This is a genomic window from Alteromonas antoniana, assembly GCF_019249295.1.
GTDB classification, from domain to species: Bacteria; Pseudomonadota; Gammaproteobacteria; order Enterobacterales; family Alteromonadaceae; genus Alteromonas; species Alteromonas antoniana.
Genome location: NZ_JAESDH010000001.1, coordinates 1 through 25,759, shown reverse-complemented (window position 1 = coordinate 25,759; position 25,759 = coordinate 1). Strand labels below are relative to the sequence as shown.

Annotated in this window: 29 protein-coding genes and 3 tRNA genes; 17 read left to right on the top strand and 15 right to left on the bottom strand. The window is 50.4% G+C overall.

Features of this window, described 5'->3' with window-relative positions:
• Nucleotides 1–2: 2 nt before the first annotated feature.
• The 4 genes from JKP77_RS00160 to argC are packed head-to-tail and all read right to left on the bottom strand — an operon-like array spanning nucleotide 3 to nucleotide 3,935.
• Nucleotides 3–1,208, bottom strand: coding sequence for an argininosuccinate synthase (locus tag JKP77_RS00160; RefSeq protein WP_218309185.1), 1,206 nt, complete (start codon nucleotides 1,206–1,208; stop codon nucleotides 3–5).
• 14 nt (nucleotides 1,209–1,222) lie between these two features.
• Nucleotides 1,223–2,134, bottom strand: coding sequence for an ornithine carbamoyltransferase (locus tag JKP77_RS00155; RefSeq protein WP_218309184.1), 912 nt, complete (start codon nucleotides 2,132–2,134; stop codon nucleotides 1,223–1,225).
• Entirely contained in the window at nucleotides 2,131–2,922 is a 792-nt protein-coding gene (gene argB / locus JKP77_RS00150; protein WP_218309183.1) for an acetylglutamate kinase, read from the bottom strand. The genes JKP77_RS00155 and argB overlap by 4 nt, the downstream gene beginning before the upstream one ends.
• Entirely contained in the window at nucleotides 2,922–3,935 is a 1,014-nt protein-coding gene (gene argC, locus JKP77_RS00145) for an N-acetyl-gamma-glutamyl-phosphate reductase (RefSeq protein WP_218309182.1), read from the bottom strand. The genes argB and argC overlap by 1 nt, the downstream gene beginning before the upstream one ends.
• 726 nt (nucleotides 3,936–4,661) lie before the next feature.
• Here argC and JKP77_RS00140 point away from each other — a divergent pair.
• Both JKP77_RS00140 and JKP77_RS00135 read left to right on the top strand, forming a co-directional pair.
• Nucleotides 4,662–5,078 (top strand): methylglyoxal synthase, encoded by a 417-nt coding sequence (locus tag JKP77_RS00140; protein WP_218309181.1) that lies wholly within the window; start codon nucleotides 4,662–4,664, stop codon nucleotides 5,076–5,078.
• 105 nt (nucleotides 5,079–5,183) lie between these two features.
• Nucleotides 5,184–6,023 carry an acyl-CoA thioester hydrolase/BAAT C-terminal domain-containing protein gene (locus JKP77_RS00135; RefSeq protein ID WP_218309180.1) on the top strand — a complete coding sequence of 280 codons (840 nt, stop codon included), beginning with the start codon at nucleotides 5,184–5,186 and terminating at the stop codon, nucleotides 6,021–6,023.
• A gap of 145 nt (nucleotides 6,024–6,168) precedes the next feature.
• Here the strand turns inward: JKP77_RS00135 and JKP77_RS00130 are convergent, their stop codons facing one another.
• Entirely contained in the window at nucleotides 6,169–6,942 is a 774-nt protein-coding gene (locus JKP77_RS00130; RefSeq protein WP_218309179.1) for a Spy/CpxP family protein refolding chaperone, read from the bottom strand.
• Between the two features lie 329 nt (nucleotides 6,943–7,271).
• Here JKP77_RS00130 and JKP77_RS00125 point away from each other — a divergent pair, with 329 nt between their 5' ends.
• From JKP77_RS00125 to JKP77_RS22635, 7 genes are all read left to right on the top strand, one after another.
• Nucleotides 7,272–7,979, top strand: coding sequence for a response regulator transcription factor (locus JKP77_RS00125; RefSeq protein ID WP_218309178.1), 708 nt, complete (start codon nucleotides 7,272–7,274; stop codon nucleotides 7,977–7,979).
• Entirely contained in the window at nucleotides 7,976–9,337 is a 1,362-nt protein-coding gene (locus tag JKP77_RS00120) for an ATP-binding protein (RefSeq protein ID WP_218309177.1), read from the top strand. Before JKP77_RS00125 ends, JKP77_RS00120 begins: the two co-directional genes overlap by 4 nt.
• Nucleotide 9,338: 1 nt before the next feature.
• The gene (locus JKP77_RS00115) at nucleotides 9,339–10,322 is read left to right on the top strand and encodes an alpha/beta fold hydrolase (RefSeq protein WP_218309176.1); all 984 of its coding nucleotides are present in this window, start codon (nucleotides 9,339–9,341) and stop codon (nucleotides 10,320–10,322) included.
• Between the two features lie 227 nt (nucleotides 10,323–10,549).
• Nucleotides 10,550–10,744, top strand: a complete 195-nt coding sequence (locus tag JKP77_RS00110) for a hypothetical protein (protein WP_218309175.1) — start codon at nucleotides 10,550–10,552, stop codon at nucleotides 10,742–10,744.
• Between the two features lie 232 nt (nucleotides 10,745–10,976).
• Nucleotides 10,977–11,441: a tRNA (uridine(34)/cytosine(34)/5-carboxymethylaminomethyluridine(34)-2'-O)-methyltransferase TrmL gene (gene trmL / locus JKP77_RS00105; RefSeq protein WP_218309378.1), complete on the top strand. Its 465-nt coding sequence runs from the start codon at nucleotides 10,977–10,979 to the stop codon at nucleotides 11,439–11,441.
• 162 nt (nucleotides 11,442–11,603) lie between these two features.
• On the top strand, nucleotides 11,604–12,599 hold the full coding sequence (locus JKP77_RS00100; protein WP_218309174.1) for a DJ-1/PfpI family protein: 996 nt from the start codon (nucleotides 11,604–11,606) through the stop codon (nucleotides 12,597–12,599).
• A gap of 3 nt (nucleotides 12,600–12,602) precedes the next feature.
• A complete protein-coding gene (locus tag JKP77_RS22635) occupies nucleotides 12,603–13,559 on the top strand; it encodes a GlxA family transcriptional regulator (protein WP_218309173.1) in 957 nt (318 codons plus the stop codon).
• A 44-nt stretch (nucleotides 13,560–13,603) separates the two neighbouring features.
• Here JKP77_RS22635 and gpsA read toward each other — a convergent pair whose 3' ends face one another.
• The 4 genes from gpsA to JKP77_RS00075 are packed head-to-tail and all read right to left on the bottom strand — an operon-like array spanning nucleotide 13,604 to nucleotide 15,878.
• Entirely contained in the window at nucleotides 13,604–14,611 is a 1,008-nt protein-coding gene (gene gpsA, locus JKP77_RS00090) for an NAD(P)H-dependent glycerol-3-phosphate dehydrogenase (RefSeq protein WP_338024825.1), read from the bottom strand.
• A gap of 10 nt (nucleotides 14,612–14,621) precedes the next feature.
• Complete coding sequence (gene secB / locus JKP77_RS00085; RefSeq protein ID WP_218309171.1) at nucleotides 14,622–15,134, bottom strand: protein-export chaperone SecB; 513 nt, start codon at nucleotides 15,132–15,134, stop codon at nucleotides 14,622–14,624.
• Nucleotides 15,135–15,183: 49 nt separating this feature from the next.
• Entirely contained in the window at nucleotides 15,184–15,441 is a 258-nt protein-coding gene (gene grxC, locus JKP77_RS00080) for a glutaredoxin 3 (protein WP_218309170.1), read from the bottom strand.
• Nucleotides 15,442–15,452: 11 nt separating this feature from the next.
• Entirely contained in the window at nucleotides 15,453–15,878 is a 426-nt protein-coding gene (locus JKP77_RS00075; RefSeq protein WP_218309169.1) for a rhodanese-like domain-containing protein, read from the bottom strand.
• Between the two features lie 343 nt (nucleotides 15,879–16,221).
• Here JKP77_RS00075 and JKP77_RS00070 point away from each other — a divergent pair, with 343 nt between their 5' ends.
• Both JKP77_RS00070 and JKP77_RS00065 read left to right on the top strand, forming a co-directional pair.
• Entirely contained in the window at nucleotides 16,222–16,563 is a 342-nt protein-coding gene (locus JKP77_RS00070) for a DUF4870 family protein (protein ID WP_218309168.1), read from the top strand.
• 90 nt (nucleotides 16,564–16,653) lie between these two features.
• Entirely contained in the window at nucleotides 16,654–17,772 is a 1,119-nt protein-coding gene (locus JKP77_RS00065) for a murein hydrolase activator EnvC family protein (RefSeq protein WP_246601005.1), read from the top strand.
• Nucleotides 17,773–17,818: 46 nt separating this feature from the next.
• Here the strand turns inward: JKP77_RS00065 and JKP77_RS00060 are convergent, their stop codons facing one another.
• On the bottom strand, nucleotides 17,819–18,823 hold the full coding sequence (locus JKP77_RS00060; RefSeq protein ID WP_218309167.1) for a threonine/serine dehydratase: 1,005 nt from the start codon (nucleotides 18,821–18,823) through the stop codon (nucleotides 17,819–17,821).
• A 24-nt stretch (nucleotides 18,824–18,847) separates the two neighbouring features.
• Nucleotides 18,848–19,219, bottom strand: coding sequence for a hypothetical protein (locus tag JKP77_RS00055; protein WP_218309166.1), 372 nt, complete (start codon nucleotides 19,217–19,219; stop codon nucleotides 18,848–18,850).
• 45 nt (nucleotides 19,220–19,264) lie between these two features.
• On the opposite strand from JKP77_RS00055, the gene JKP77_RS00050 reads away from it, so the two are divergent.
• Nucleotides 19,265–20,197 (top strand): divergent polysaccharide deacetylase family protein, encoded by a 933-nt coding sequence (locus tag JKP77_RS00050; protein WP_218309165.1) that lies wholly within the window; start codon nucleotides 19,265–19,267, stop codon nucleotides 20,195–20,197.
• Nucleotides 20,198–20,362: 165 nt separating this feature from the next.
• A complete protein-coding gene (locus JKP77_RS00045; protein ID WP_218309164.1) occupies nucleotides 20,363–20,794 on the top strand; it encodes a MerC domain-containing protein in 432 nt (143 codons plus the stop codon).
• A gap of 28 nt (nucleotides 20,795–20,822) precedes the next feature.
• Here JKP77_RS00045 and JKP77_RS00040 read toward each other — a convergent pair whose 3' ends face one another.
• The 4 genes from JKP77_RS00040 to rsgA all read right to left on the bottom strand — a co-directional run bounded on the left by JKP77_RS00040 (nucleotide 20,823) and on the right by rsgA (nucleotide 24,676).
• Nucleotides 20,823–21,521 (bottom strand): glycerophosphodiester phosphodiesterase, encoded by a 699-nt coding sequence (locus tag JKP77_RS00040; protein WP_218309163.1) that lies wholly within the window; start codon nucleotides 21,519–21,521, stop codon nucleotides 20,823–20,825.
• Entirely contained in the window at nucleotides 21,490–22,395 is a 906-nt protein-coding gene (locus JKP77_RS00035; RefSeq protein ID WP_218309162.1) for a DMT family transporter, read from the bottom strand. The genes JKP77_RS00040 and JKP77_RS00035 overlap by 32 nt, the downstream gene beginning before the upstream one ends.
• On the bottom strand, nucleotides 22,396–23,271 hold the full coding sequence (gene asd / locus JKP77_RS00030; protein ID WP_218309161.1) for an archaetidylserine decarboxylase: 876 nt from the start codon (nucleotides 23,269–23,271) through the stop codon (nucleotides 22,396–22,398).
• 373 nt (nucleotides 23,272–23,644) lie between these two features.
• Complete coding sequence (gene rsgA, locus JKP77_RS00025; protein WP_218309160.1) at nucleotides 23,645–24,676, bottom strand: small ribosomal subunit biogenesis GTPase RsgA; 1,032 nt, start codon at nucleotides 24,674–24,676, stop codon at nucleotides 23,645–23,647.
• 84 nt (nucleotides 24,677–24,760) lie between these two features.
• Here rsgA and orn point away from each other — a divergent pair, with 84 nt between their 5' ends.
• The 4 genes from orn to JKP77_RS00005 all read left to right on the top strand — a co-directional run bounded on the left by orn (nucleotide 24,761) and on the right by JKP77_RS00005 (nucleotide 25,754).
• Nucleotides 24,761–25,306, top strand: a complete 546-nt coding sequence (orn, locus tag JKP77_RS00020; protein WP_218309159.1) for an oligoribonuclease — start codon at nucleotides 24,761–24,763, stop codon at nucleotides 25,304–25,306.
• Between the two features lie 98 nt (nucleotides 25,307–25,404).
• Nucleotides 25,405–25,480 (top strand) — tRNA-Gly (locus tag JKP77_RS00015).
• A gap of 61 nt (nucleotides 25,481–25,541) precedes the next feature.
• Nucleotides 25,542–25,617, top strand: a tRNA-Gly gene (locus JKP77_RS00010).
• Between the two features lie 61 nt (nucleotides 25,618–25,678).
• Nucleotides 25,679–25,754, top strand: a tRNA-Gly gene (locus JKP77_RS00005).
• Nucleotides 25,755–25,759: the final 5 nt, after the last annotated feature.

Here is a 25,759-nt window from a genome sequence, read left to right as displayed (position 1 = left end):
CTTTAACCCTGTTTTTTCAGTGCGTCGATGCGGCTGGATAAGCTGAACAGACGAATAAAGCCTTCAGCATGTTTCTGATCGTAAACATCATCGGCACCAAACGTCGCGAAATCTTCTGAGTACAGACTGTTCGGTGAACGTCTTTGCGTGACCGTCGCCTGTCCCTTGTACAGTTTCACCACAATGTCGCCGGTAACTTTTTGCGCAAACGAGGCGGCACCGGCAAGCAGGGCATCGTTCAATGCGGTAAACCAGCGTCCGTCATACATGACGTGAGAAAACTCCAGGCCAATCTGTTCGCGGTACTTCAGCGCGGCTTTATCCAGTACCATGGTTTCCAGCGCTTTGTACGCTTTAAGCAGCACTGTGCCGCCCGGGGTTTCATAGCAACCGCGGGATTTCATACCCACAAGACGGTTTTCGACAATATCAATGCGTCCAACACCATGGGCACTGGCAAGTGTATTGAGCTTCACCAGCGCCTGATAGGGCGACAGGGCTTCATCGTTAACATGCGTCAGCTTGCCTTCGTTGAACGACAGCGTGACGCGCTCTGGCTTATCCGGTGCCTCTTCCGGGTCCACCGTCATAGTCCATACCTGCTTCGACGGCTCCTGCCACGGATCTTCCAGTTCGCCACCTTCGTGGGAAATATGCCAGGCATTCGCATCGCGGCTGTAGATTTTGGTAGCAGACGCTGTGGTTTTGATATTGCGTTCGGCCAGATAGGCCAGCAAATCTTCACGGGAAACCATGTCCCACTCACGCCATGGAGCGATAACTTTTAAGTCAGGAGCCAGGGCGGCAAAGGTACTTTCAAAGCGCACCTGATCATTGCCCTTACCGGTACAGCCGTGGCTAAGCGCATCTGCGCCAACTTTACGGGCGACTTCCACCTGCGCTTTGGCAATCACCGGACGTGCCATTGACGTTCCCAGCAGGTATTCACCTTCGTACACCGCGCCGGTCGTGATCGTGGGGTAAATGTACTCACTCACAAACTCTTCTTTCAAGTCCACGATGTGGCATTCACTGGCGCCCGTGGCAATGGCTTTCTCGTGCAGGCCTTCAAGTTCTTCTTCACCCTGACCCACGTCAGCCGCGAAGGCGACCACTTCACAGCCATAATTTTCTTTTAGCCAGGGAATGATGGCCGAGGTGTCTAATCCACCGGAATAGGCCAGTACAATCTTCTTCACGTTTTGCATAAAAATCTGTCCTCTCAGGAGCTGAGTAATTTGGTTAAAATGGCGTTTTGGCCATGCATTCTGTTTTCGGCCTGCTGCATGAGCAGAGAAGCATCGCTGTCGATGAGTGAGCCGGTTATTTCCAGGTCGCGATGGGCAGGCTGGCAGTGCATCACATGTGTCGCGCCTGTTGTTGCCATCAGGTCTTCATTAACCTGATAGGGCATAAATTTCTCTTTGATTGCCGACAGTGGAGTATCGTCCCCCATCGATAGCCAGGTGTCAGTGTAGATGACGTTCGCGCCTTTTGCTGCGCTGACATCGTTGCTTACGGTAATGCTGGCACCGGTTTGCTCGCCAATGGCTTTAGCATGGGCAACAATATCCGCGTTGGCTTCATGACCTTCAGGCGTTACAACCACCTGATTGCATCCAAGCAATGCGCCGACAATTAACAGCGAGTGGGTGACGTTATTGCCATCGCCAATGTACGCCATGGTCAGGCCTTCGGTCTTACCAAACTGTTCGAACAGGGTCAGATAGTCTGCCAGTCCCTGACACGGGTGGTATTTGTCACACAGGGCATTCACTACCGGTACCCGGGAAGCGTCACTGAACTGCAGTAAAGTATCGTGTGAGTAAACCCGGGCCACAATCGCATCTGCCCAGCAAGCGAGGTTCGCTGCCATATCGACGGCATCTTCCCGGCCAACCAGCTTCCCGGCCTGACTGTCCAGATACACCATATGACCACCCAGTTTGTTAATACCGATATCAAAGCTGACGCGGGTGCGCAGAGACGGCTTCTCGAATAAGGCAACAATGGACTTGCCTGCCAGAATATTGGCAAAGCTGGCTGGCGACTGCTTTATTTCTACGGCCAGTGACAACAGGTTTTTCATTGCCTCGGGCGTCCAGTCGGAAAATGTGAGTAAGTCCTGTTTCATGATACGTCTCCTGACAGGTCAGTGTCGGGCAGTACACGTGTGCCCGTGGTGTTAGTGAGAATTTCGGGAATGGGTGAGCCCCAGCTGGCAATTGTGACCGGACGTGAAAGTGAGTTTGCAGCCAGCAGCGCGGCGTCAACTTTGACTTTCATTCCATCAGTAATCACGCCTTCCTGACTCAGGGTGGCAATGTCCCGGGCGTTCAGGCTGTTTAACAGTTGCTTGTCACCATCCAGTACACCGGCAACGTTGGATAACAGCAATAATTCACCCTGGATCAGTTGCGCAATAACGGTAGCAGCCTGATCGGCATTGATATTCAGAAGTCGCCCCTGAGCACTGCTGCCAATTGAACTGATCACGGGCAGCAACCCCTGCGACAGAACCGACTTCAATAACGATGCATCTTCGGCGGAAGGGGTACCCACTGCACCGAATTTCTCTTCCATCGGCTGGCAGGACACCATATTGCCATCCAGCAGTGATAAGCCCACAGGTGTGCAGCCGCTTTCGATAGCGATAGCGCACAAAGATTTGTTTGCACTGCCGGCGAGGGCTCCACAGATAAACGGCATATGTTCATCAGGCGTTACCCGCAGCCCGTCGATTTTGGCGCTGGCAAGGCCGAGGCTGGCCATCAGTGTTTCAACCAAGGGGCCGCCACCGTGCACCAGCACAACCGGACGTGTTTCTGTTACCGTATTGATGCTTTTCAGCAAGGTTAACGCTGCCGCCTTGTCATCCAGCAATGCGCCGCCAACCTTAATGACGATAGGTGTTCTTTTCATTACGCGACGAGTCCCTTTGAAATGTCAAAACCGCACATCAGGTTGGCACATTGAATCGCCTGGGAGGCAGCTCCTTTCATAACGTTATCAATGGCTGCGCTTATCACAGCATAACCAGACTGCTCATCCAGTTTCCAGTGAAGATCGACAAATGGCGTGTAGGCAACATCATCTACTTTTGGCATGGCGTCGCGTAGCCTGACCAGCGGCGCATCAGCATAAGCTCTGGTAAACGCATCGCTCAGCGCAGCGCTGGTTACGCCGGGGTTAAGTTTTACCGTGACAGTGGCAAGAATACCCCGCTTAAAGTTACCCAGATGAGGCGTAAAAATAACCGGCGTGCCAAGATACGCTTCTATCTCTGGCGTATGGCGATGTCCCAGTACACCATAAGCCTGCAAACTAACCTCATAAAAGCTGGTGGTGAGACTGGCTTTTCTGCCCGCTCCACTGACGCCAGAGACGGCATTAATGACCGGACGCACCGTGTTATCCAGAAGCTGTTTATCAGCAAGCGGCTTCAGCGCCGACAATGAGGCCGTGGGATAACAGCCGGGAACCGCAATAATGCTGGCGTCTTTAATCGCATCTTCGTACCACTCAGCAAGGCCATATACAGCCTTATCCAGACTCGCCTTAGCGGTATGCTCAAAGCCGTAGAAAGAGGCAAATACATCGGTGTCTTTTAATCGGAATGCGCCGGATAAATCAAGGACTCGGGCCTTGCCAGCACTTAGTACCGACATCCAGTCGTGGCTGGCCTCATGTGGCGTAGCCAGAAATACCAAATCCATTGTCTGGCTAAGCGTTTCCAGCCAGGCATCAGAGAGTGGGGTAAGCATATACGGCAGATGTGCCAGGCCACCATGCAACGACGATACTGGCTTGTCGGCATCGTGACTGTTTTCGGACACGAAGGTATGGATCAGGTTCATTTCTGAATGCTGATGAACTAACTGAATAAGCTGTGCGCCGGTATAACCACTGGCACCAATAATAGAAACATTGATCATAATTTTGACTGACTAAGGGGAAAGTGAAAAAAATCACTTTTTACCTTTGTATTTTGGCTAGGGCATTCTCCATCAGCCTTAACCGCTACCACAAAACAAAGGTAAAAAGTGTGCTACCGCAACTGCAAATACGCGCCAGATCGTCGCGGGCAATGCAATGTGTAGCCAGCCAGGGGAGAGTAAATCTGTGTGTTGCTATCAGCTGTTGTTGAGCCGAATAACTGTGTCATTCCTGTGTCCTGTTTCTGTCTTCTGATATTCAGATGAACCGTCCTTAAAGTATGGATGAATATCTGAAGAAATCTAAACCATGTGCAAGTTTAATGATATGGAATAATTATGCAATAAAAATAAATAATTATTTCTCGTCTTGGGCGTGAACTTAGTTAATCAGACCGTTGTTACAGTGTGTTGACAAGGCAGAAAAGAAAACTGAAACTGAGTTCCTGTGCTGGCAAATAACTATGCTACTTCGATGAAGAGTGTGCTGTCCCTGCTTTTCTGGTGCTCACAGGTGGCCTGATAAAATCTAAGCGCTGTTTTACATCTTGTCGCCTCGAAAAGTTTATAGGTTGGCAGGGGGAAAACCGGTACCTTTTTTATCGCGGTTGTTCGCATCGTTTGCGACCGGAACAGCGAATGTGAAACCAATGACAAATACAGTACGATAAATAACATAGGTGCGGCGTTGCCTGACGTCCACATACTTACAGGAAGAGAGACACAATGAAAACCGCTACGGTTGCACTGGTTGCCCATGATCATAAGAAAAGCGATTTATTGCAGTGGGTAAAAAATCACATCAAGGTAATGCAAAAGTGCGACATTGTTGCCACCGGCACAACCGGAGGAATGATAGCTGAGCATACCGGTTTATCTGTCACCCGGTTTAAAAGTGGTCCGTTAGGGGGAGATCAGCAAATTGGGGCGCTGATTGCGGAGGGCAAACTGGACGCGCTGTTTTTCTTTTGGGACCCGTTAAATCCTGCGCCGCATGATCCTGATGTAAAAGCGTTGCTGAGATTGTGCTCAGTATGGAATGTACCCGTGGCTTGTACCCCGGCGACCGCGGATCTTATGGTGACCTCACCGCTGTTTTTATCGGATGACTACCACCCGATAAAGCCAGATTACGGGAAGTAGTGTCTGCTCCCGTTATTCTTAACAAAAGGGACTCAGTAAACATGACAATATCAGCACAGTCGGGGTACGCTAAGTGCACTACTTCACCCGTATGGATACGATGATATGAAGAAATTAGCGAGACTCATTATTCTGTTGAGCGCTGGAGCGATTTGGTGTGTTGCGGTACATGCTCAGGAAAAATCTCCTGATAAGGTACCCTTCACCGGCAAGTATTATCCCGGCACCTCATCGCAAAATAACCCGCCGGTGTTAGTGTTAGGCGGCTCTGAAGGAGGAATTCCCACCAAATTTGCCGACGCAGTGGTCGAGTCCGGTCACCCGGTTTTGGCGCTTGGCTATTTCAAAGCTGATGGACTGCCTGACGAACTTGAGCTTATTCCTCTTGAGTATTTTTCCGATGCAATGTCGTGGATACAGCAACGCAGTAACAATGCAGACAACGTGATCATCGTGGGGTGGTCAAAAGGCGCCGAACTTGCACTATTGCTAGCCAGTAAGCATTCTGAAGTCAGCCGGGTAGTGGCGATTGCACCAAGCAATGTGGTTTGGGCTGGCATTATGAACGACTGGACAGCGGTACCAGACTCAAGCTGGAGCGAAGGCGGCAAACCCCTGACGCACATCCCTTTCAGGCCCTCAGGTAAAATAAACGGATTGCTGGATCTGTATTCGCAGTCTCTGGAAAATCGTGAGGATGGAGGTGAAGCCGATATTGCTGTTGAAAATATACAAGCCGCTGTCACTTTGATGACGGGAGGCATGGATGATATCTGGCCATCAGGGGACATGGCGTCTCAGGTGTGTTTACGAATGAATAAGGTACGTGAGGGAAGCTGCGAACATTTGCACTATGAGGGGCTGGGGCATTTGCTGAACTACCGGATGCTCGACGACGCCGACGCGTTGCATAATGTGTTTCTCAATAAGGTCACCGGAAACTGAACCGGCATGCCCGCCGCAGTGTTGTGGTGTTAAACAGGGTACGCCTGCAATCTCAGATAGCATCAAAAGCACGTTCATAGCAGATTGTTGCAAACTCAGCAGGTTTACAACAATCTGACGATAGCGGCTAATGCGTTTACAGGTGTTATCTGCGATGGGGTTTACCGCGATCGTGCCTGTCTTTACGCTCATCACGCATAGCGAATAACGCCTGCTGCTGATTGTCATCCAGTACCGACAGCATACTGGCTTTATGTTCCGCGTGAGCTACCATGGCATCGGTCATATCCTGTTGGTATTCATCCGCCAGTGCATTCCATGTTTCTTCGCTGAACTTATCACTACGGATAAGCGCTTTTTCTTTTGTCCTGAAGGCTTTCATCAGGGCCCGGTTGTTTGCTGACGCATCGGAATAGTCGGTTTGCAGCGAAATCAGCGTCTCTTTTTGATCGTCAGTCAGAGAGAGTCTGCCAAAAGCACGGGGAAGCCGGTTCTCGTCATGTTTTTCGCGTTTTGCAGAACGCTTTTGATGCCGCTCGATGTCCTGTTGTTCCAGCGCATTCCGCTGTTCGCTGGTCAGTAACTGATAGATAGTGTGTCTGAGTTCCGCGCGCTCGAATCGCAGCGCTCTTTTCGTGGTTGTGCGTGCGGCCAGGTTCGCCCTGAAAGTGTCTTCGTCGAAGCTGGTCTGCTGTTGCCACATACCGTTGCGTCCCGGCTCGCCTGTTCGTGTAAGCGCCACGTCTTGACGATGCTCCTGAATCAGCTTTCGGATATCCTGTTTCTGCTCACGGGTAAGGTCAAGGGAACGCAGCATGTGTTTAATCTCGCTGTCAGGTCCGTGCATCGGACCGGCAACGACAATACTGCTGCTTAACGCCAGTACACCGGCAACGGCGATAACGATAGTCTTTTTCATTGTTCGTCTCCTGTAATGGTGTTGAACAACTCAACACGATGAAGAGCTTACGCCAGGTCAATGCAAAGAAGGGTCAGGGTTATGTAAAGCTTGTGTAAAGACGTCTTAAGAGTTTTGTCTTAATGATGCACGACGGCGTATTCTATAGGTGAAGCGAGCAAGTCTGTAGCTATCGGGTTGTATTCCTGCGCTAGCACAGATTAATTCGATTCTTCCCTGATGCTGTGATGCAAAGGGAAAACGCACTCTGGTTGAATAATGTCGTGAACAATCTCCAAAGCAATGAGTCTGTAAATGAGCAAAGTTAACGTCCCCGGTACGGAACAAAAATGGGTGTAGAGGAAGTGAATCAGTCCATACTTATTATCGATGATGACGAGGAACTTACCCAGATGCTGCAGGCTTACCTTCAGGGCATGGGATATGATGTAGCGGTGAGGAACGACAGCGCAAAGGGACTGGCCGAAGCGACGACGGGGTCGCATTATGATCTGGTGCTGCTGGATGTGATGATGCCGCAGATGGACGGTTTCGATGTGTTAAAGCAGCTTCGGGTGAGCCATAGCACGCCGGTTCTGATGCTAACAGCAAGAGGGGATGACTATGACCGCATTCTTGGTCTGGAGCTGGGTGCCGATGATTACTTACCCAAGCCCTTTAATCACCGCGAGCTCGCTGCAAGAATCAAAGCGATATTCAGACGCCAGGAATTCACGACGGCAGCGCAACATCAACAGGATATTATCGTTAACGGCATTTTGCTTAGCAACAGTCGTCAGGCTGTTGAGGTAAACCATGTTCCCATCACACTGACCGCGACGGAGTTTTCTGTACTGCGACTGTTGATGTTGCAGGCGGGAAATCTGGTGACCAAAGAAGATATCAGTCTGAAGGCGCTGGGGAAGAAGCTAATGGCATTCGATCGCAGTATTGATATGCATGTAAGTAACCTTCGCAAGAAAATCGCCGTTATTGCATCCGATGAGAAAATTCGCACGATCCGGGGCGCCGGGTATCTGATGAAGGTATCATCGTGACCAGATATTCATTTTTTAACCCTGCCCGCCGCGTTGTCGGACGTGTTTTCCTGTGGTTCTGGGCAACGTTTTTGATAGCAGCAGTAGTCGCGGTATGGATTGGGCGTACGTTTATTGACAATGTTGAAGTCAGTACCCCGGAAGAGAAAGAGATTGCGGTACTGGAAAATGCGGCTGAAAGGCTGAAAACCGCGCGCCGAATGCCGCCGCTCCGGTTTGCCCTGGAGCGAATCAGCAGGCAGGAAAGAACGATGCTGGTGGCGGTCGAGCGCCAGTCCAATACTGTGATTCAGGGTAGTGGGCCCAGGTTGCGGCCGAAAGAACAGTTGCGGATCCGCCGGTTAGTCTCTCAGCAAGCGCCCATTGCGCTGGTTAATCGCGGCAGCCGGATAGTGGGGCCGCAACGTCTGACTTACGATGGGAAAGAAATTGCATTATTTGTGGTGCGACCGAATCGGGACGCAGACAACAGCACGTTGCTGTTTTCCATAGTTGTAGTGGCTCTGGTAATCACTATGCTGCTCTCCTATTTATTTGCCCGTCACCTCGTGAGACCGGTGTTACAGGTGCAGCGCTGTGCCCGGCAACTGGCTGAAGGTAACTGGCACGTGAGAATCGACGATGCCAGCAAACGTCAGGATGAAATTGGCCAGCTTAGTCGTGATTTTAATCAGATGGCGGCACACCTGGAGAAAATGTGGGTTGCACAGCAGCGCCTGCTTGCTGATATCTCTCACGAGTTGCGCTCGCCGCTGGCCCGTTTGCAGATGGCCTTAGGGTTAGCCTGGCAACAGAATATCGACAGTGACACGCTCACCCGTATAGAACGTGAATCCGAACGTATGGATGAACTAATTGGGCAACTGCTGCACCTCACCCGGGCGGAAAGTCACAAAACCGAGCGTGAGCCTGTAACGTTAGATGCGTTATTAAACGCGTTGTGTAGTGACGCCAGGTTTGAGGCAGAAAATATCAATAAGCAGGTAAACGTTGCTCAGATACCGTCGCAAACCGTGAATGTTGATAAGGAAATGGCTCGCCGGGCCATAGAAAATGTTCTCAGAAATGCCATTCATTATGCCAGCCACTGCGTTGATGTTACCGTTTCCGTGAAAAACACTTACTGGGAGATTGCCGTTTGTGATGACGGGTCGGGACTGACGGCGGAGGAATGTGAACAGATTTTTACGCCGTTTTATCGAACCACGCAGGCAAGAGACCGTGCATCCGGTGGCGTTGGACTCGGACTCGCAATTGCAAAAGCCGCTGCACATATGCATGATGGCAGCGTACAGGCCCGGCCCCGAGAGGGGGGAGGATTGTGCGTGACTTTTCGTTTTCCATTGGACTCAAAGTAGTATGGACTGGATATTAACCACTGAATCAGAGCTGGTAGAGAAGCTGGCAACAACGATAAATCCGTTTTGGCAGACTCAGGTCACAACGGGAGAGTTTACCGGGGAAGGCGGCGTCACGGTGCATTATGCCTGGTGCGTACCGGAAAACGCGCATACCACAGTGGTTATCAGCTCGGGACGCATTGAATCGTTACTTAAATATAAAGAACTGATTTACGACCTGTGGCACAACGGCTTTGCCGTTTTTATCCCGGACCACAGAGGCCAGGGGCTGTCGGGAAGAATGACCCATGATCCGCAACACGGCTTCGTGCACAGCTTCGACGACTATGTGACAGACCTGCTGACCTTTGTTGACGATATTGTCAGGCCAAACAGCAAGGGTCCCCTGACTTTGCTTTGCCACTCTATGGGTGGGGCGATTGGCACGCTGACGCTGTTAAAAGCGCCGGAGGTATTTGAGCGCGCAGTGCTGGCTTCCCCAATGTTTGGTGTGAAGCCTGCGTTACCGGACTGGCTGGCCAATACTCTGATTTCTGCCGGCCTGACTTTAAATCGTCTGCGAAAGAAAGATTCCGGTTATTTCTTTGGTCAGACGCCTTACGTGGCCTATCCCTATGCCATTAATACACTGACCCACAGTGAGGTGCGTTACCGCCTGTTCCGCGAATTGTATGATGAAGATAAACGTATCCAGTTAGGCGGCGTTACGACAGAGTGGTTGCGCGCGGCGCAGGACGCGATGGACTCGATTGAGCAGCAGGCGGCGCACGTATTGCTGCCTGTGCTGTTGTTCAGTGCAGACGAAGATAAAATTATCGATAACAAACGCCAGCGACGCGTCGCTGCCTCTATGCCCAATGCCACCGTGGATATTGTCAGTGGCGGTTACCATGAGCTTTTCACCGAATCAGATGCATTACGCACTCCGGTGTTGCAACGGGCCATGTCATTCTTACAGAGTCAGGCTTCTGACGACGCATAAATATCGGCATGACTATCGTGCCTGCTTGCCTGAGGTTCAGATAACTTATTGATATGTAAGCCCGGGCAGAATTTACTGTTCCCCTCCCCATATCTGCTGTAAAGCAGGTATGGGAACTGCATCCTATGTAAAAAGCGATACTCAGAGTTCCGTTAAATGTCAGCGCATTTGCGGAATACGCTGTCACAGAGCATGTTTTCGATGTGCTGACTTTTTCAGGATGTATTATGAATGTCTTAACCTTATTAACAATGCCACTGCAGGCGCGAACCGGTGATCAATCATTGTATGATGCTTATGGTTTATTTGTGTCTGCATCACCCTTACCGGACAACGTCACGCCTATTGCCACGACCAGCGTTGCAGCCTCATCTACCGCGCAGCCGGCTTCAGAACCTGATAAGGTCCGCGTTAGCCGGTAGCGTAAAGGCGCAAGTGCGTTGCAAGGTGACCGCGCTGACAGCGCAACGTTGCAATACACGGATGCACAAGCGTAGCGTCATTCGTCTGAGCTAATGCGGCACAAATGCGTTTTTACCAGCCGATTTTCAACTTATCAGCGTGTTCGAAGGGCTCGCTGCGCTCAGCGTTCTATTGCCAGCAAGATCACAACACACTATCCTTGGCGGCATCGAAATAGTAAGAGCCCTTGCCATGCTGGATATCGTCCTCTATCAGCCAGAAATTCCCCCGAATACCGGTAATATCATCCGCCTTTGCGCGAATACCGGATTTCATCTTCATCTGATTGAACCCCTTGGCTTTGACTGGGACGACAAGCGGGTGCGTCGCGCTGGTCTTGACTATCATGAGTTTGCTGATGTGAAGCGCCATGCGTCCTTAGAGGACTATCTGCAAAACGAGAAACCTGCAAGAGTGTTCGCGTGCACGACTAAGGGAAAGGCCTTTCATTCTGATATTCAGTACAAAAAAGGCGATGCGCTGTTGTTTGGTCCGGAAACCCGGGGATTGCCGAATGATGTTATTGACGCACTGCCGCCAGCGCAGCGAGTCAGGATCCCTATGCTTCCGGACAGCCGCAGTATGAATCTTTCTAATGCCGTGTCGGTGTTTGTGTATGAAAGCTGGCGTCAGCTCGGGTATGACGGGGCGCGTTAAGCGCCCTTGCTGCTTCCGCTTTGTCTGCAAGGTGGTGCGAAACCCTATGAGATTTTGGAAGACGGTTCTTTGAGGTGGCATAAATAGTCTGATCTGTGTCATTATGCCAGGGTGGGTTTTGCGTACACTCTATGCGTGAAAACACCAACTGGACACCCACAAATGACTATAATAAATCACGTGACATCCCGCTTCTGGCTGGCCGCTGTACTGCTTCTGCTTGCGCCGTTTACTTACGCAGAAGAAAAACCGTTTACGGTTGCCATTCTAATGTTCGATGAGGTGCAGATAATTGATTTTGCAGCCCCATACGAAGTATTCGGTCAGGCCGATTACGACGTGTTCACCGTCTCCGAATCAGGTGAGTCGATTACCACCGCAATGGGTCTTAGCGTGACCCCCCGCTATTCTTTCAAAACCATGCCTCAGGCCGACGCCATTCTGGTTCCCGGTGGCGATACCCATGAGGTCATGGCGGACAAAGAAGTGCAGCACTGGTTGCAGGCGATGCAAAACCAAAACAAGTACATATTGTCTGTGTGTACCGGCTCACATATTCTTGCTGAATCTGGACTGTTAGATAATAAATCTGCGACAACGTTTCACGGTGCCATGGACGCGTTTGAAAAAAATTATCCGGCAATTACCGTGTTACGGGAAAAGCGGTTTGTCGATAACGGGAAAGTGATCACTTCTGCAGGACTGTCATCCGGTATCGACGCCTCTCTTCATTTGGTCAGTGAAGTGTCGGGTGAAGAAAAAGCGCGGTCCGTGGCATTGCACATCGAGTATGACTGGGACCCTGACGGCGGTTTCGTTCGCGCTGTTATGGCAGATCAATACTTTCCGGATAACCAGTACGACTGGCCAGAAGGGATCCGATTTGAGCGTTTATACTCATTTGGTGATACCGCAGACTGGAAAACCGCGTACACGGCAAAAACCCCGGTATCGGCCGCAGAATTGCAGCAGCGCTATAAAGACGCGATGGCAGTGCATGACGACTGGGAAGCAGTGACCAAATCATCTCCCGGCATGATGCGCTGGCGAGGTATCAATGCCATGAGGGAATGGACGCATCAGGTATCCGTAGTGCCCGAAGAGGCACCTGATACCTACACCATCCTGCTTGAAATGCATCACACCCCGGTGGAGTAACCCGTGATAAAACGAAAAATTGGCTTTCTGTTGTTCGATCAAATGAATGCGCAGGACTTGGTTGGCCCCATGGAAGCCTTTTTTTCTGTCAGTGAAATTACGACCTCACCTTACGAGTTGCTGTTTATAGGCGACAGCGCGGGCAGTTACCGCAGTGAGTCCGGACTGGCGATGCAGGCAGATTATGTACTGGCAGACCTGACGTCGCTGGATACACTTATTATACCGGGCGGTGCTGGCTCCCGGTCACCTGACGTGCAGCGAGTACTTTGCCTCGGACTCAAGCAAATTAAGCCGCAGGTGAGACGGATGGCCAGCATTTGTACCGGCGCTTTTCTGCTTGCTGAAGCCGGGCTTCTTGATGGTCTGCACGCGACAACGCACTGGCAGTTTGTCGGTGACCTTGCGGCAGATTATGCCGGCATTCATGTGCATCCGGACGAGCTTTATATTGATAACGGGGATATTGCGACGTCTGCTGGCATTACTTCGGGCATTGATTTGGCGCTGCGACTGATTGAGAACGATCTTGGTGCAGAGGTCGCGACGAAAGTAGCGCGCTTTTTAGTTGTGCATTACCGGCGGGCGGGCGATCAGGCGCAGTTTTCTGAGCCGTTGCGCTTTCAGCAGAAAGCCAATACCGGCTTTGCGTCACTGAGCAGCTTCGTACTGGATAATCTGCAAAAGGAACTGAATGTCGGTGAACTTGCCGCACACTGTGCAATGAGTGAGAGAAATTTTTATCGCCAGTTTATTCGTCAGATGGGGGAAACACCGGCCAGATATATTGAAACTCTCAGGCTGGATTATGCCAGGCAGCTACTGGTAGAGAAGCCGTGGTCATTAGGCCGGATCTCAGAGGCCTGCGGCTACCGCAGTGCCGATGCGTTTCGACGTGCGTTTTACCGGCGCTTTTCACTGTCGCCATCAGACTACCGGGAGCGATTCTCCAAAGCATAAGGCAAGCGCAGAAACAGACTCTGCGCTTGTTCTTATTACTCAGCTTACGCCGTTTCGCTTTTCAGATCTCGTCCGAGAAGGGCAAGTGCCGCTTCTTTGGGAGAGCGGCCGTTATACAGGACTTCATAGATTTGCTCACAAATCGGCATTTCTACGCCCATTTTGGTTGCCAGAATATGCACTTCATCCGTGTTGCGGTATCCCTCAACAACCTGACCAATATCGGTAATTGCCTGCTCGACACTTTTGCCCTGACCCAGGGCCAGACCAAAGCGCCGGTTCCGCGACTGATTGTCGGTACAGGTCAGCACCAGATCGCCTAATCCTGCCATCCCCATAAACGTCTCTGGCTGTGCGCCAAGTTTCACGCCCAGGCGGCTAAGCTCAGCTAACCCACGGGTAATCAACGCGGTACGGGCATTGGCGCCGAAACCAAGTCCGTCAGCGAGGCCTGCACCAATGGCAATCACGTTTTTAACTGCGCCACCAAGCTGAACACCGATAATGTCGGGATTGGTATACACTCTGAACGACTTGGCACAATGCAACTTAGCGGCAAAGTCAGATACCAAGGTGTCATCTGCTGAGGATAACGAAATTGCAGTAGGCAGACCGGCTGCCATTTCTTTCGCGAAGGTTGGGCCGGAAAGGACTGCGAGCGGAAATCCCTCACCCAGCACATCTACGGCAACGTCACGAAGGAAACGGCCAGTTCCGGGCTCAAGGCCCTTCGTTGCCCAAATGATACGTTGGCCTTCGCTCAGCATCGGCTTAATAGTTTCCAGCATGCTTTTAAACGCATGGCTTGGAACAACTACCAGAATGTCACGACTCGCCGTTACCACCTTTTCAAGATCGGCTTCTGGCTTCAGCGCGTCAGGGAACGTCGCTCCCGGTAAATACCGGGCATTTTCACGTTCGCTCGCCAGCGCTTCAATATGCTCAGCGTCGCGTCCCCACAACAGGGTGGGCACATTATTTCGGGCCAGACAAAAAGCAAGGGCGGTGCCATAAGACCCCGCCCCTAATACCGAAACCGATTCCGATTTCACAGACACGTGATTACGCGTCCATTTTCGGTGCTTCACCGTTCTCTTTGGCTTGCTGTGCACGCTTTTGTACATAAGCCGCAAAGATCGCGTCGAAGTTAACCGGTGCCAGGTTCAGCGGAGGGAATGTTCCACGGTTAACCAGGCTGGAGATAGTTTCACGTGCATAGGGGAACAGCATGTTGGGGCAGAAAGAGCCAAGCGTGTGCGCTTTGTTTTGCTCTGGCATTTCGCCAACATGGAAAATACCGGCTTGCTGTACTTCACACAAAAAGCCTGTCTCTTCACCCATAGACGCAGTGACTGTCACAGACAGAACCACTTCGTATACGTTTTCTTCAATTTTGTTTGTGCTGGTATCCAGATCCAGTTTGATTTCCGGCTTCCACTCTTTCGTGAAAATAGCAGGCGCATTTGGCGATTCAAAAGAGATGTCTTTTGTATAGATACGCTGGATATTAAATTGTGGAGCCTGGGCTTGTTGGCCAGCAGCGGCGTCATTGTTGGTTTGATTTTCGTCAGCCATGTTACTTCCTAATCATGTTGTATTGATGCATTAAGGTCAGAGTGACCGCTTACCGGGTAAGCATTGCATCGAGTTCTTGTTGTTGTTCCAGCGCAACCAGATCGTCACATCCACCAACGTGTTGGTCATCAATGAAAATCTGAGGAACGGTCCATCCGCCGTTGGCTCGCTGAATCATTTCGTCGCGTAATTCAGGCTGAACGTCAATTGCATACTCCTGAAATGATACGCCTTTTTGTGTCAGTAACGCTTTTGCGTGATGACAGTAAGGACAATGTCCTTTGGTGTAGATTTCAACTTTGCTCATTGACGTTACCCCTATTTAGAAACCGGCAGGCTGGCACTTTGCCATGCGTTCATGCCACCCTTCAGTACGCAGACTTCGCTGAATCCGGCTTTTGCCATTGATGATGCGATACCGCGGGCACTGTTGCCCATTGCACAGACAACAATAATGGGTTTGTCTTTATTTTTTTCAAGCTTCTTGAAATCTTTCTCCCGGATCTCTTCGGGCTTTAACTGGCGGGCACTTAAAATATGACCGGCTTTATAATCTTTCTGAGGGCGCGTATCCAGTACGATTGCATCCTGTTTATTAATAAGCAGGGTGGCCTCATGTGTGTTCACTTCCTTAACCGGCGATGTCCACGCTGAGATGTAGCTGAATATCAGCATTGCTACCAATGCTGCCCAGATCCCGGCAAGCAGCATATTGTTGCTTGCAAACTCGATAAGCTGATCCATTAACCTCTAACCTTTGCCTTACAGACCACAAAAAGAGTGCAAAGTATATAGAAAATTCTCGCAGAAACCAGCCTGCATTGCTTCAGTGCGGGGTCGGGTTTGCTTTATTCGGGCAGGTTATTGATATCGCGCAGGTAATTCGAAGGCCCTAACGGTGTTTAGTACGTAACAGGATAGTCCCTGCCAGGCACAAGCAGAGCTGCCACAGGCGTTGTACACCAGGTAAGCGTACTAAAATCATACCGTTGTTGAGAGAAGCGCTCTGCTTTTAATTGCGCTGGGCAATTGGTAAGGGGTCCGATACACTGCAAATATCAGACGAAACACTTAAAGGAAATAGGTTATGGAACTGTCTCAGGAAGAATTATCAGCAAAGCAAAATGCGCAAATCGCTTATGTGCTCATGTTGCTTGGCGTGTTTACCGGCATTCTGTGGTTTATCGGCGCTATCTGGGCCATGCTTAAAATAGGTGATGCCCGCGGCACGCGATTCGAAGATCACTATTCCAACATTATCCGCGTATTTATCATCGGGCTGGTACTCAGTGTGGTTGGCGGTATTCTTACTATTATTCTGATTGGCTGGCTTATACTGCTGGCGGTATTCATCTGGTCTGTTTTTAAAATCGTGAAAGGGCTTGTCAGACTGTCAGACAACCAGCCATACAACGCCGTTGCCTTATAATTTGTATAACAACGACAAACCTGCTGAAATGCTCGTTGGTTTGCTGATTGTTGCTTGTACCTGATGAAAATGCCGTATCTGAATCATCGTATGTTTTATTCCCTGTTGCTGGGCATCGCATTGATGATGCCTGCAGGCGCTTTCGCGCAGGAAAAAGAAAAAGCACAGTTAGCAGAACTTCAGGCTGAACTGAAAGCCAGACAGCAAAAACTGGCCGAAAGCCAGGCTTCAGCGGAAGAGCTTGAAGCCGTACTGAAAGAATCTGAAGTGCAGATAGGTCGTGTTGCCAGCTCGCTGAACCAGACGGAAAATGCGTTGCAGACAAATCGTGCTGAGCAGAAAACCCTTGAGGCAGAGCAGTCTGAACTTAAAACTGCCATTCTTCAGCAGCAATCGTTGCTGGCCAGTCAGCTTCGCAGCGCGTTTATGGCCGGGCACTATGACTATGCAAAAATGTTGTTTTATCAGGATGATGCCCGTACTTTCGAGCGGGTATTAACGTACTACCAGTATGTGAGCAAAGCCCGCCAGCAGGAAATTACCAAATTCCGGGATAATGTTGAGCGGCTTGAAGCCGTAACGGCGCAGCTTGAGCAAAAGGCATCGGAACTGGAAGCGCTACTGGCAGAACAACAGCAGCAGCGTGCAGTGCTGGTGGCTCGTCAGGATGATCGTAAGCAAACACTGAATCGTCTGAATGCGACAATTCGCTCTGAAAGTGCCCAGGTAGAAAAGCTGCAGGCGAATGAGTTGTCTTTAATGCGGGCCATTGAGGAAGCCCAGCGCCGTGCTGAGCAGGCAAATATCACATTAGAAGGACTGGCGCAGGGCAAAGGTCAGCTTCAACTGCCGGCTAAAGGGCGCGTCAGAAAGCTGTTCGGCCAGCGCAGGCAAGGGCAGGTTAAATGGAAAGGCATTGTTATAGAAGGTGATGAAGGCAGTGCCGTTCAGGCGGTGTCCAATGGCCGGATACTCTACGCCGACTGGCTAAAAGGCTTTGGGCTGGTGACGATTATCGATCACGGGCAGGGTTATATGAGTGTATACGGTCACAACCAGGCGCTGCTTAAGCAGGCTGGCGATACCGTAAGCCGGGGTGAAACGATTGCGCTGGTTGGGCAAAGTGGTGGCCAGAGTTTTCCCAACCTGTATTTTGAGATACGCCACAAGGGTAAAGCCTTAAACCCGAGCAGTTGGTTACGCTTCTGAGTTAAAAGGCACGCGACTGGCTGAACATGAAACGCACTTGCGCGAACTATGCCTGGCTGTCGCGATTGACGATACGTTTAAGTACCGGCGCGGCGATATTGCGACCGCAGACTACCACGGCAACATTCTTACCGGCCAACTCCGATTCACACTGCGATAGCGCTGCTAATGCAACAGCAGCCGCTCCCTCGATGATCATGCGCTCTTCAAAAATGGTATCGTACAGAGACTGCGCGATAGCATCTTCGGAGACAAAAATTTTCTTATCAATAACGGCCTGACATACATCGAACGTGACAGCGCCAGGTTCAACACCGCCGGCAGTGCCGTCTGATAAGGTGTCTGATTCTTCTACGTCAATCACCTTTCCGGCTTCCAGGCATTTCGCCATGGCTGGCGCATTTTCAGGCCAGCAACCAATAACATTGATGTGTGGATTGTGAGCTTTCAACCAGGCGCCGGTGCCGCCGATAAGTCCGCCACCGCCAACCGCAATCACAACGGCATCGACAGCGGGCAACTGATTAAAGATCTCCAGACCGATGGTTCCCTGTCCCGCCATAACGATATTGTCATTGTACGGTGAGATATAAGTCAGGCCTTCGGTATTGGCTTTATCCGATGCGGCTAACTCTGCAACCAGGCAGTCACCCGGAGCATGAATGACTTCTGCGCCCATCGCCCTGATTTTCTTCACTTTGAGAGGTGAAGCATTCTCGGGAACAAAAACCGTTAACGGTACGCCGCTCTCTTTGGCCGCCATCGCACAGGCCATACCATGATTGCCTGAACTGGCAGTAATAACCCCTTTCTTTTTACTGGCCTCATCCAGTGACAAGATTCGGTTGAGTGCACCACGATATTTAAATGAGCCGGTATGCTGCATATGTTCGTGTTTCAGGTACACGTTCATGCCGTGGCGCTGAGACAGACCAACATTGTATTCCAAGGCCGTCTGATACGGTGGTGTTGCGGCCTTTTTCAGTTGGGAGTGAGCGTGATCCACGCGTTGCGCGACTGTGTCAATGAGTGAGGTAGGCGTGGTTGTCATAAGATCTCTATCTGTCTGTCGTTATCAGGAAAAATAAGCAATGGCACCGAAAACCAGAAAGCCCATGGAAAGTGAGAAAACCAATCCCATCCAGTCTTGCTTCGTCGGTCGCTCTGCGTTTCTGCCATTAATAATATTTACAAATACCGCTCGGTTGTTCTCATCTTTTCGGGTAGTCGCCAAAATCAGTAATGCCAGCGGCGGAGCAATGCCCCCTAAAATAAAGAAACCCAGAGGGCTTCGGTTATCCGCGTTGGCGATGGCTGCACTGACCAGCGCACAAATCAGAAATAAAGTCGGAGTAAATTCAAAGGTTTCCATAATACTATTCACACCTATCCGTAGTGTTGTGATAATCATGCCCGTTAAGCGCGCGCCAGGCGTGACTATTTCCATGGTGCTGAGGTCTTCAACATTGCTTACAAAGAAGTATACACTGGTATGGACGTTCTTGTTTCATGGCCTTTTCACGTCCCCGGCAGACTGCTATTCTTACCCTATCAAATCATGCTTGCCGTGACGAATACAACAACAATAAATCAGGTAATGTCCGTCTATAAAAGCCGTCTTTTCTCAATGTTTTCAGCACCTGCTTTTTCCCGCAAAACAGCAGTTCTGTGGCTGTGCTTTTTGCTGCCATGGTCTGGCCTGGCGCTGGCAAAGCCGCAGGTAATGATCATTATTGATGATGTAGGTTACCGGCATTCTGATCTGGCAACCCTCACTCTGCCTACTCAGGTGACGTTGTCTATCTTACCGGATACGCCACTGGGAGGCACAATTGCTGACCGCGCCTCCCGCCAGGGCCGTGATGTGATGCTTCACCTGCCCATGGAGTCAGAAAACGGAAATAAACTTGGACCTCGTGCTCTCACGGTTGGCATGTATCCACACACAATTGCCGACACCTTGAGTGACGCCCTGCGAACAGTGCCTAATGCGATGGGGATTAACAATCACATGGGCAGCCTTCTGACAAGAGAGCGACTACCTATGCAGGCACTAATGCAGGCAGTCAAAAAGGAAGGCTTATTCTTCATCGACAGCAAAACCACACCGGATTCAGTCGCCGCGGATATTGCCAGAAAAACGGGGATCCCGACTGCCGTGCGTGACGTGTTTCTGGACCATGTTCACACCCGGGAGTTTCTTGAGCAGCAAATGACTGAGCTTGTTGGTATTGCAAAGAAACGGGGCGTGGCGATCGGTATTGCACACCCACATCCGTTGTCAGTGGCGTTTCTTGCTGAAGTGTTGCCCGAGCTTGAGAAGCAGGGGATTACACTGATATCTGCAAACGATTATTTTTCCTCTCCGGCTTCCCCTTCCTCAGTGAAACCGGCGAAGCGCAGGGTCATACTTGCACCGCAATAGCACCGCAATAGCACCGCAATTACACCTCACTTTAATCGCAGCGATTTAACCTGCCTTTCCGTATTGATTAATTTTATTAAATTTTGAGTTGAGGTTTTGAAATTAGCCCAAAATGTTATATTATAACGTCTCTGGCCCGGCACCGGGCTATCTGGAAAGGGTGAAATGAATAATATCGAAGACAATCCGGCAAAACTTGATCGTCTGGGGATTTGGGTCTCCGGGCTGTGTGCGCTGCATTGTCTGGCGTTACCTGTCTTAATTCCATTATTGCCACTTATCGGCTCGGCCTTTTTCGCGCAAGTGTGGTTTGAGCGTCTTATCCTGTCTGTCTCACTGCTCATTGGTGCCGTGGCGTTGTTGTCCGGGGCGACCCGCTATCATGGTAAATATTATCCTATGGGGTTACTTGCTACCGGTGGCCTGATTTACTGGTTCAAGGATATTTTTGGCCATGAATTCGAACCGTTCACCATTGCTATTGGCGCGTTACTTATCATTACCGGTCACTGGGTAAACATGCGTTTATGTCGTCAGTGTAAATGCTGTCGCAATACCGTGCTCTCAACGCATGCAGTGGCAGGCCACGGCAAGTAACTCACTACCGCGCTGCAACTTTCAATACCTACAGGTAATCACCCAGCGTAGCGCGGGCCACAGACGGTACGTTAGTAAAGATCCCGTCGACTCCCCAACTTTTCAGCATCAGCATGTCATCCGGCATATCCACGGTATATACCAGCACCTTTAATCCTGCCTGGTGGGCTTCACGGACATAACTTTCTTCAATCATGTCCAGTGTGACATGGAGGGAATAGGCGCCTAATTCACTCGCAAATGCAGGGCCATTTACCGGAAAGCTGGCGGTCAGCGCACCAATCTGTAGTGCTGGTCGCTGCGCTTTAATGTCACGCAGCCAGCGATGATTAAATGAAGAAATAATAATATTATCTGTGGTCAGACGGCTGGAATGCAGCGCCTCGTCGAAGGCCTGCAGCCAGGCTGCGACATCGTGTAACTGTTTAATTTCAATATTACAAATACTGTTGCCAGGACATAACGCCAGCACTTCATGTAAGAACGGAATTTGTTCGCCGTAACCGGCATCCAGAGAACGTAGTGTAGAAAGCGTCTGATCGAGGACACGACCAGAACCGTTGGTAGTGCGGTGCAACCAGCGGTCATGGAAAACAATAATATCCTGATGCAGCTGGTAAGTATCAAACTCCAGCCCGTGAGCATGTTGTGAAAACGCTTCGCTGAAAGCACGAAGTGTATTCTCCGGAGCGTCTCTACTTGCTCCCCGATGCGCCAGAATCAGCATCGTCGTCTTCCTTTTTATGCAGTTTATGCGTATTCATCGTTTCGTAAATGGACGCGGAAGTCACCAGTAATCCTCCTAACAGTGCTCGCCATCCGGGAGATTCTCCAAGCAGAATAACTGCCAGTATAACGCCGTAAAACGGTTGCATACACGCAATCAATGAGAAGGTTTTAGCACGTAAATGTGTCAGGCATGCGGCAATCAGTGCGTGGGGCAGCGCAGTAAAGACACTACCAAGCAAAAGCAGCAGCCACCAGGCACTCATCGGCGCGTCAATCAGCGCTTCACTGCCCAGCGGCAAAATACAAATACAGACAATCAGGATCTGCCATGCCATTGCTTTGGCACCGGAATAGTGTGAAAAATGCTGGCGGTGGATCAGGTTGCGAAAGGAATACAGTACGGCAGAGAAAATGCCAATGATGACACCCAGCGTCACATCGTTCTCAAGTGACACTTCAGGAACAATAAAATAAATGCCGACTAACACCGCGATAGCGGAAATGAAGTCCTGCCATACCAGCCTGATGCGTTCAAAAAAGGGTTCGATAAGTACGGTGATGACAGGAAACGTGAATAACGCAATCATACCCACTGACACGCCGGCACACTGCATAGCAGCGAAGTAGGTGACCCAGTGGGCTGCCATCAACACGCCCAGTGTGACTGCCACGGTATAATCTTTGCGAGAACCAAGGCGGAAAGATTCCCCACTGATCCATAAATAAAGCATCAGCGCGATACAGGCAAAAACTGAACGCCCCAGTGTGATATCTGTCGCATTTAGGGGAATAATCTGCGAGAACAGTGCTGTCCCGCCAAGCAGGACAACAGTGAAGTGAAGCGATATCAGGCTGCGTTTAACCGGATCCATCTAGACGTTGTCTGACGCCGGCGACACGTGTGCCATTGGCTCACCCAAACGGGTAACCTGACCAGCAGTAAGTTCATCAAACTCAATAACGTCTTTTTCGAAACACACAACAATGGTGGAACCCAGTTTAAAGCGGCCCATTTCTTCACCTTTGGCCAGCTTTACGCTGGACTCGGTGTCTTTTTCGTAGCTCCAGTGCTGCACATTTTTACCCGCAGGTGGCGTAACAGTGCCTGACCAGACCGTTTCTATACTGGCAACAATTGTCGCGCCCACCAGCACCATCGCCATGCGACCGACAGGCGTGTCGAAGAAGGCGACAACCCGCTCGTTACGGGCAAACAGACCCGGTACGTTGGCAGCCGTCAGAGGATTTACGGAAAACAGCTCACCAGGAACATAGATCATGTCGGTCAGGGTGCCTTCTACCGGCATATGGATACGATGGTAGTCTTTAGGTGACAGATAAACCGTAGCGAATTTTCCGTCTTTAAATGGTGAAGCCATCTCCGGCTTGCCGCCTAACAGCGTTGTCAGGCTGTAGTTGTGTCCTTTAGCCTGGAATATGCTGTCAGCATTAATATCACCAAACTGGCTCACTGCACCGTCTACGGCGTGAATAATGACATTCTCGTCTTCATCTATTGGCCTGGCGTCAGGCTGAAGCGGGCGGGTGAAGAAAGCATTAAATGTGCGGTAATGCTCTGGCTGAGGATACAATGCCTCATCCATATTTACCTTAAAGTGTTTGATAAATAACTTAATCAGCCCGGTTGTCAGGCTTCCCATCTCAGCTGAGGCCAGTTTACCAACCAGCCTGGACAGCAGGTGTTTTGGTAAAATGTATTGCAGATTTACCTTAAACCAATCCAGCACGAAAATATCTCCATTGTTCAGACACGGCGATTGTACCCTATCTGTGTGATTACGTTGCGACTTTCCAATTATGGCTCAAAAGAGAAAAGCATAAGTGAGTGTTGTATACGCTGTGAAGTGAAAAGTGATTGCTCTGGCTGTGATGAAAATGCCATACCCAATTTCACGCTGCTAATAGGATACGGCCACGGCATTAGCTATGCCGACAACGAGACTTGTTGATTTACCTGCTACAGGACTTGCCCTGAAAAGCTTTCGGTCACGTCCCTTTCCACCGCCATTCTTATCAGGCTTAACCTGTGGCCTGCAAAAAGGCCACCCCGATTAGTCACTCGGCGATATGCCACAGCGACATGTCCTGTTCGCTCCAACTTTAAGGCGGGCTGGCGTGACTGGGGCGCTGCTCATCCATTGATGCGAGGATCTTGTGGTAACTGGCAAAACGCTCAGCGCTGATTTCGCCATCTTCAACGGCCTGGCGCAGCAGACATCCGGGATCGTTCAGATGCTTGCAGTCACGGAATTTACAGCCGCCAAGGTAATCGCGAAACTCGATAAAGCCCCACGTCACCCGCTCGGTTGGCAGATGCCATAAACCAAATTCACGGACCCCGGGGGAATCGATAAGATCGCCGCCCGCTGGCAGGTGAAGCAGTTTGGCTGCGGTGGTGGTGTGCTGGCCAAGGCCGGAATTATCAGAAATGTCGCCTACCAGTTCATCGGCATCGGGCAAAACCTGATTGATCAGACTGGATTTACCCACGCCCGACTGACCAACAAACACGCTGACACGATCATTCAGCAGGTCGTTCAGTGCATCCAGTCCTTCACCTGTTTTGCAGCTGGTGAACAGCAGCTGATAGCCAAGAGAACGATAGTTTTCCAGTTGTGATGCAGCCGTTTCCCGCTCTTCATCAGACATCAGTTCAACTTTGTTAAGCACAATAACAGGCTGGATGCCGGTATCTTCACACGCGACCAGATACCGGTCGATAATATTTAACGAGAGGGATGGCAATACCGCACTGACAATAATAATTTGGTCGATGTTTGCCGCAATAGGCTTCACGCCATCGTAAAAGTCAGGACGTGTGAGAACGGATTTTCGGTCTTTTACAACTTCAATGACGCCGCTTACCACGCCTCCGTCAGACTCCTCGCCCCGGCTGAACAACACATCATCACCGCAAACCACCGAATCGATTGTGCGACGAATATGACAGCGAGAGACGCTGCCGGACGTATCTTCGATATCGGCATGCTTACCGAACCGACCTATGACTCTGCCGGCTTCAAGAGATGACAGGTCCGCCTCGCTTTGTTTGCCTTTTTCTTTCAGGCGTTTACTGCGGTTGGCAGCCACCTGACGTTTTTGTCGGTGCGTTAGTTTTGGTTTTTTGGCCACGATTCTCACAAACTTTCACGTATACTGTACTAATGATACCGTTTGTCAGACATGCATGCCATGTCTCAATACAGAGGAAGCCTTATGACAAAGCACGATTCGAACCTGGTGTGGATTGATATGGAAATGACCGGGCTCGATCCAGAAACCTGCAAAGTACTGGAAATAGCCACCATAGTGACGGATGCTCAGTTGAACGTGCTGGCTGAAGGGCCGGTGATTGCAGTACATCAACCAGACAGCATTCTCGATACGATGGATGAATGGTGTACCCGCGTGCATGGGAATAGTGGGTTAACTGCGCGTTGCCGGGAAAGCAAGATTGATGAAGCCGAAGCAGCAAGACAAACCATCGCGTTTCTGAGCGATTATGTGGATGCGGGTAAGTCTCCGCTATGTGGCAATACCATTGGGCAGGATCGCCGCTTTATGGTGAAATACATGCCTGAATTAGAAGATTACTTTCACTATCGCAGCATTGATGTGAGTACTATTAAGGAGCTGGCGAAGCGCTGGCAGCCTGAAGTTCTGGATGGTTTTGAGAAAAAAGGGGTGCACCTGGCACTGGACGATATTCGCGAATCAATTGAAGAGCTGCGTTATTATCGTGAAAAGGTGTTCAGCATTTAAGCGTTTGCACCGGTGATGGTAAAAAAAGCGTAATAAGTGGTTGCGTTAATCCAAGATTTTTGTAAAATGCGCACCACTTCAAACGAAGTGCCTTTTTTGCGGGAATAGCTCAGCTGGTAGAGCACGACCTTGCCAAGGTCGGGGTCGCGAGTTCGAATCTCGTTTCCCGCTCCAATTTTTATTAAGCGTTAGTAAATAACCTAGCGCTTAATGTGCGAAAGCACAGCCCTCTTATGCGGGAATAGCTCAGCTGGTAGAGCACGACCTTGCCAAGGTCGGGGTCGCGAGTTCGAATCTCGTTTCCCGCTCCAATTTTTATTAAGCGTTAGTAAATAACCTAGCGCTTAATGTGCGAAAGCACAGCCCTCTTATGCGGGAATAGCTCAGCTGGTAGAGCACGACCTTGCCAAGGTCGGGGTCGCGAGTTCGAATCTCGTTTCCCGCTCCAATTTT

Coding starts and splice junctions, on each gene's coding strand:
- JKP77_RS00160 (WP_218309185.1), bottom strand. CDS start 1,208: ATGCAAAACGTGAAGAAGATTGTACTGGCCTATTCCGGTGGATTAGAC.
- JKP77_RS00155 (WP_218309184.1), bottom strand. CDS start 2,134: ATGAAACAGGACTTACTCACATTTTCCGACTGGACGCCCGAGGCAATG.
- argB (WP_218309183.1), bottom strand. CDS start 2,922: ATGAAAAGAACACCTATCGTCATTAAGGTTGGCGGCGCATTGCTGGAT.
- argC (WP_218309182.1), bottom strand. CDS start 3,935: ATGATCAATGTTTCTATTATTGGTGCCAGTGGTTATACCGGCGCACAG.
- JKP77_RS00140 (WP_218309181.1), top strand. CDS start 4,662: ATGAAAACCGCTACGGTTGCACTGGTTGCCCATGATCATAAGAAAAGC.
- JKP77_RS00135 (WP_218309180.1), top strand. CDS start 5,184: ATGAAGAAATTAGCGAGACTCATTATTCTGTTGAGCGCTGGAGCGATT.
- JKP77_RS00130 (WP_218309179.1), bottom strand. CDS start 6,942: ATGAAAAAGACTATCGTTATCGCCGTTGCCGGTGTACTGGCGTTAAGC.
- JKP77_RS00125 (WP_218309178.1), top strand. CDS start 7,272: ATGGGTGTAGAGGAAGTGAATCAGTCCATACTTATTATCGATGATGAC.
- JKP77_RS00115 (WP_218309176.1), top strand. CDS start 9,339: ATGGACTGGATATTAACCACTGAATCAGAGCTGGTAGAGAAGCTGGCA.
- JKP77_RS00110 (WP_218309175.1), top strand. CDS start 10,550: ATGAATGTCTTAACCTTATTAACAATGCCACTGCAGGCGCGAACCGGT.
- trmL (WP_218309378.1), top strand. CDS start 10,977: ATGCTGGATATCGTCCTCTATCAGCCAGAAATTCCCCCGAATACCGGT.
- JKP77_RS00100 (WP_218309174.1), top strand. CDS start 11,604: ATGACTATAATAAATCACGTGACATCCCGCTTCTGGCTGGCCGCTGTA.
- secB (WP_218309171.1), bottom strand. CDS start 15,134: ATGGCTGACGAAAATCAAACCAACAATGACGCCGCTGCTGGCCAACAA.
- grxC (WP_218309170.1), bottom strand. CDS start 15,441: ATGAGCAAAGTTGAAATCTACACCAAAGGACATTGTCCTTACTGTCAT.
- JKP77_RS00075 (WP_218309169.1), bottom strand. CDS start 15,878: ATGGATCAGCTTATCGAGTTTGCAAGCAACAATATGCTGCTTGCCGGG.
- JKP77_RS00070 (WP_218309168.1), top strand. CDS start 16,222: ATGGAACTGTCTCAGGAAGAATTATCAGCAAAGCAAAATGCGCAAATC.
- JKP77_RS00065 (WP_246601005.1), top strand. CDS start 16,654: ATGTTTTATTCCCTGTTGCTGGGCATCGCATTGATGATGCCTGCAGGC.
- JKP77_RS00060 (WP_218309167.1), bottom strand. CDS start 18,823: ATGACAACCACGCCTACCTCACTCATTGACACAGTCGCGCAACGCGTG.
- JKP77_RS00055 (WP_218309166.1), bottom strand. CDS start 19,219: ATGGAAATAGTCACGCCTGGCGCGCGCTTAACGGGCATGATTATCACA.
- JKP77_RS00050 (WP_218309165.1), top strand. CDS start 19,265: ATGGACGTTCTTGTTTCATGGCCTTTTCACGTCCCCGGCAGACTGCTA.
- JKP77_RS00045 (WP_218309164.1), top strand. CDS start 20,363: ATGAATAATATCGAAGACAATCCGGCAAAACTTGATCGTCTGGGGATT.
- JKP77_RS00040 (WP_218309163.1), bottom strand. CDS start 21,521: ATGCTGATTCTGGCGCATCGGGGAGCAAGTAGAGACGCTCCGGAGAAT.
- JKP77_RS00035 (WP_218309162.1), bottom strand. CDS start 22,395: ATGGATCCGGTTAAACGCAGCCTGATATCGCTTCACTTCACTGTTGTC.
- orn (WP_218309159.1), top strand. CDS start 24,761: ATGACAAAGCACGATTCGAACCTGGTGTGGATTGATATGGAAATGACC.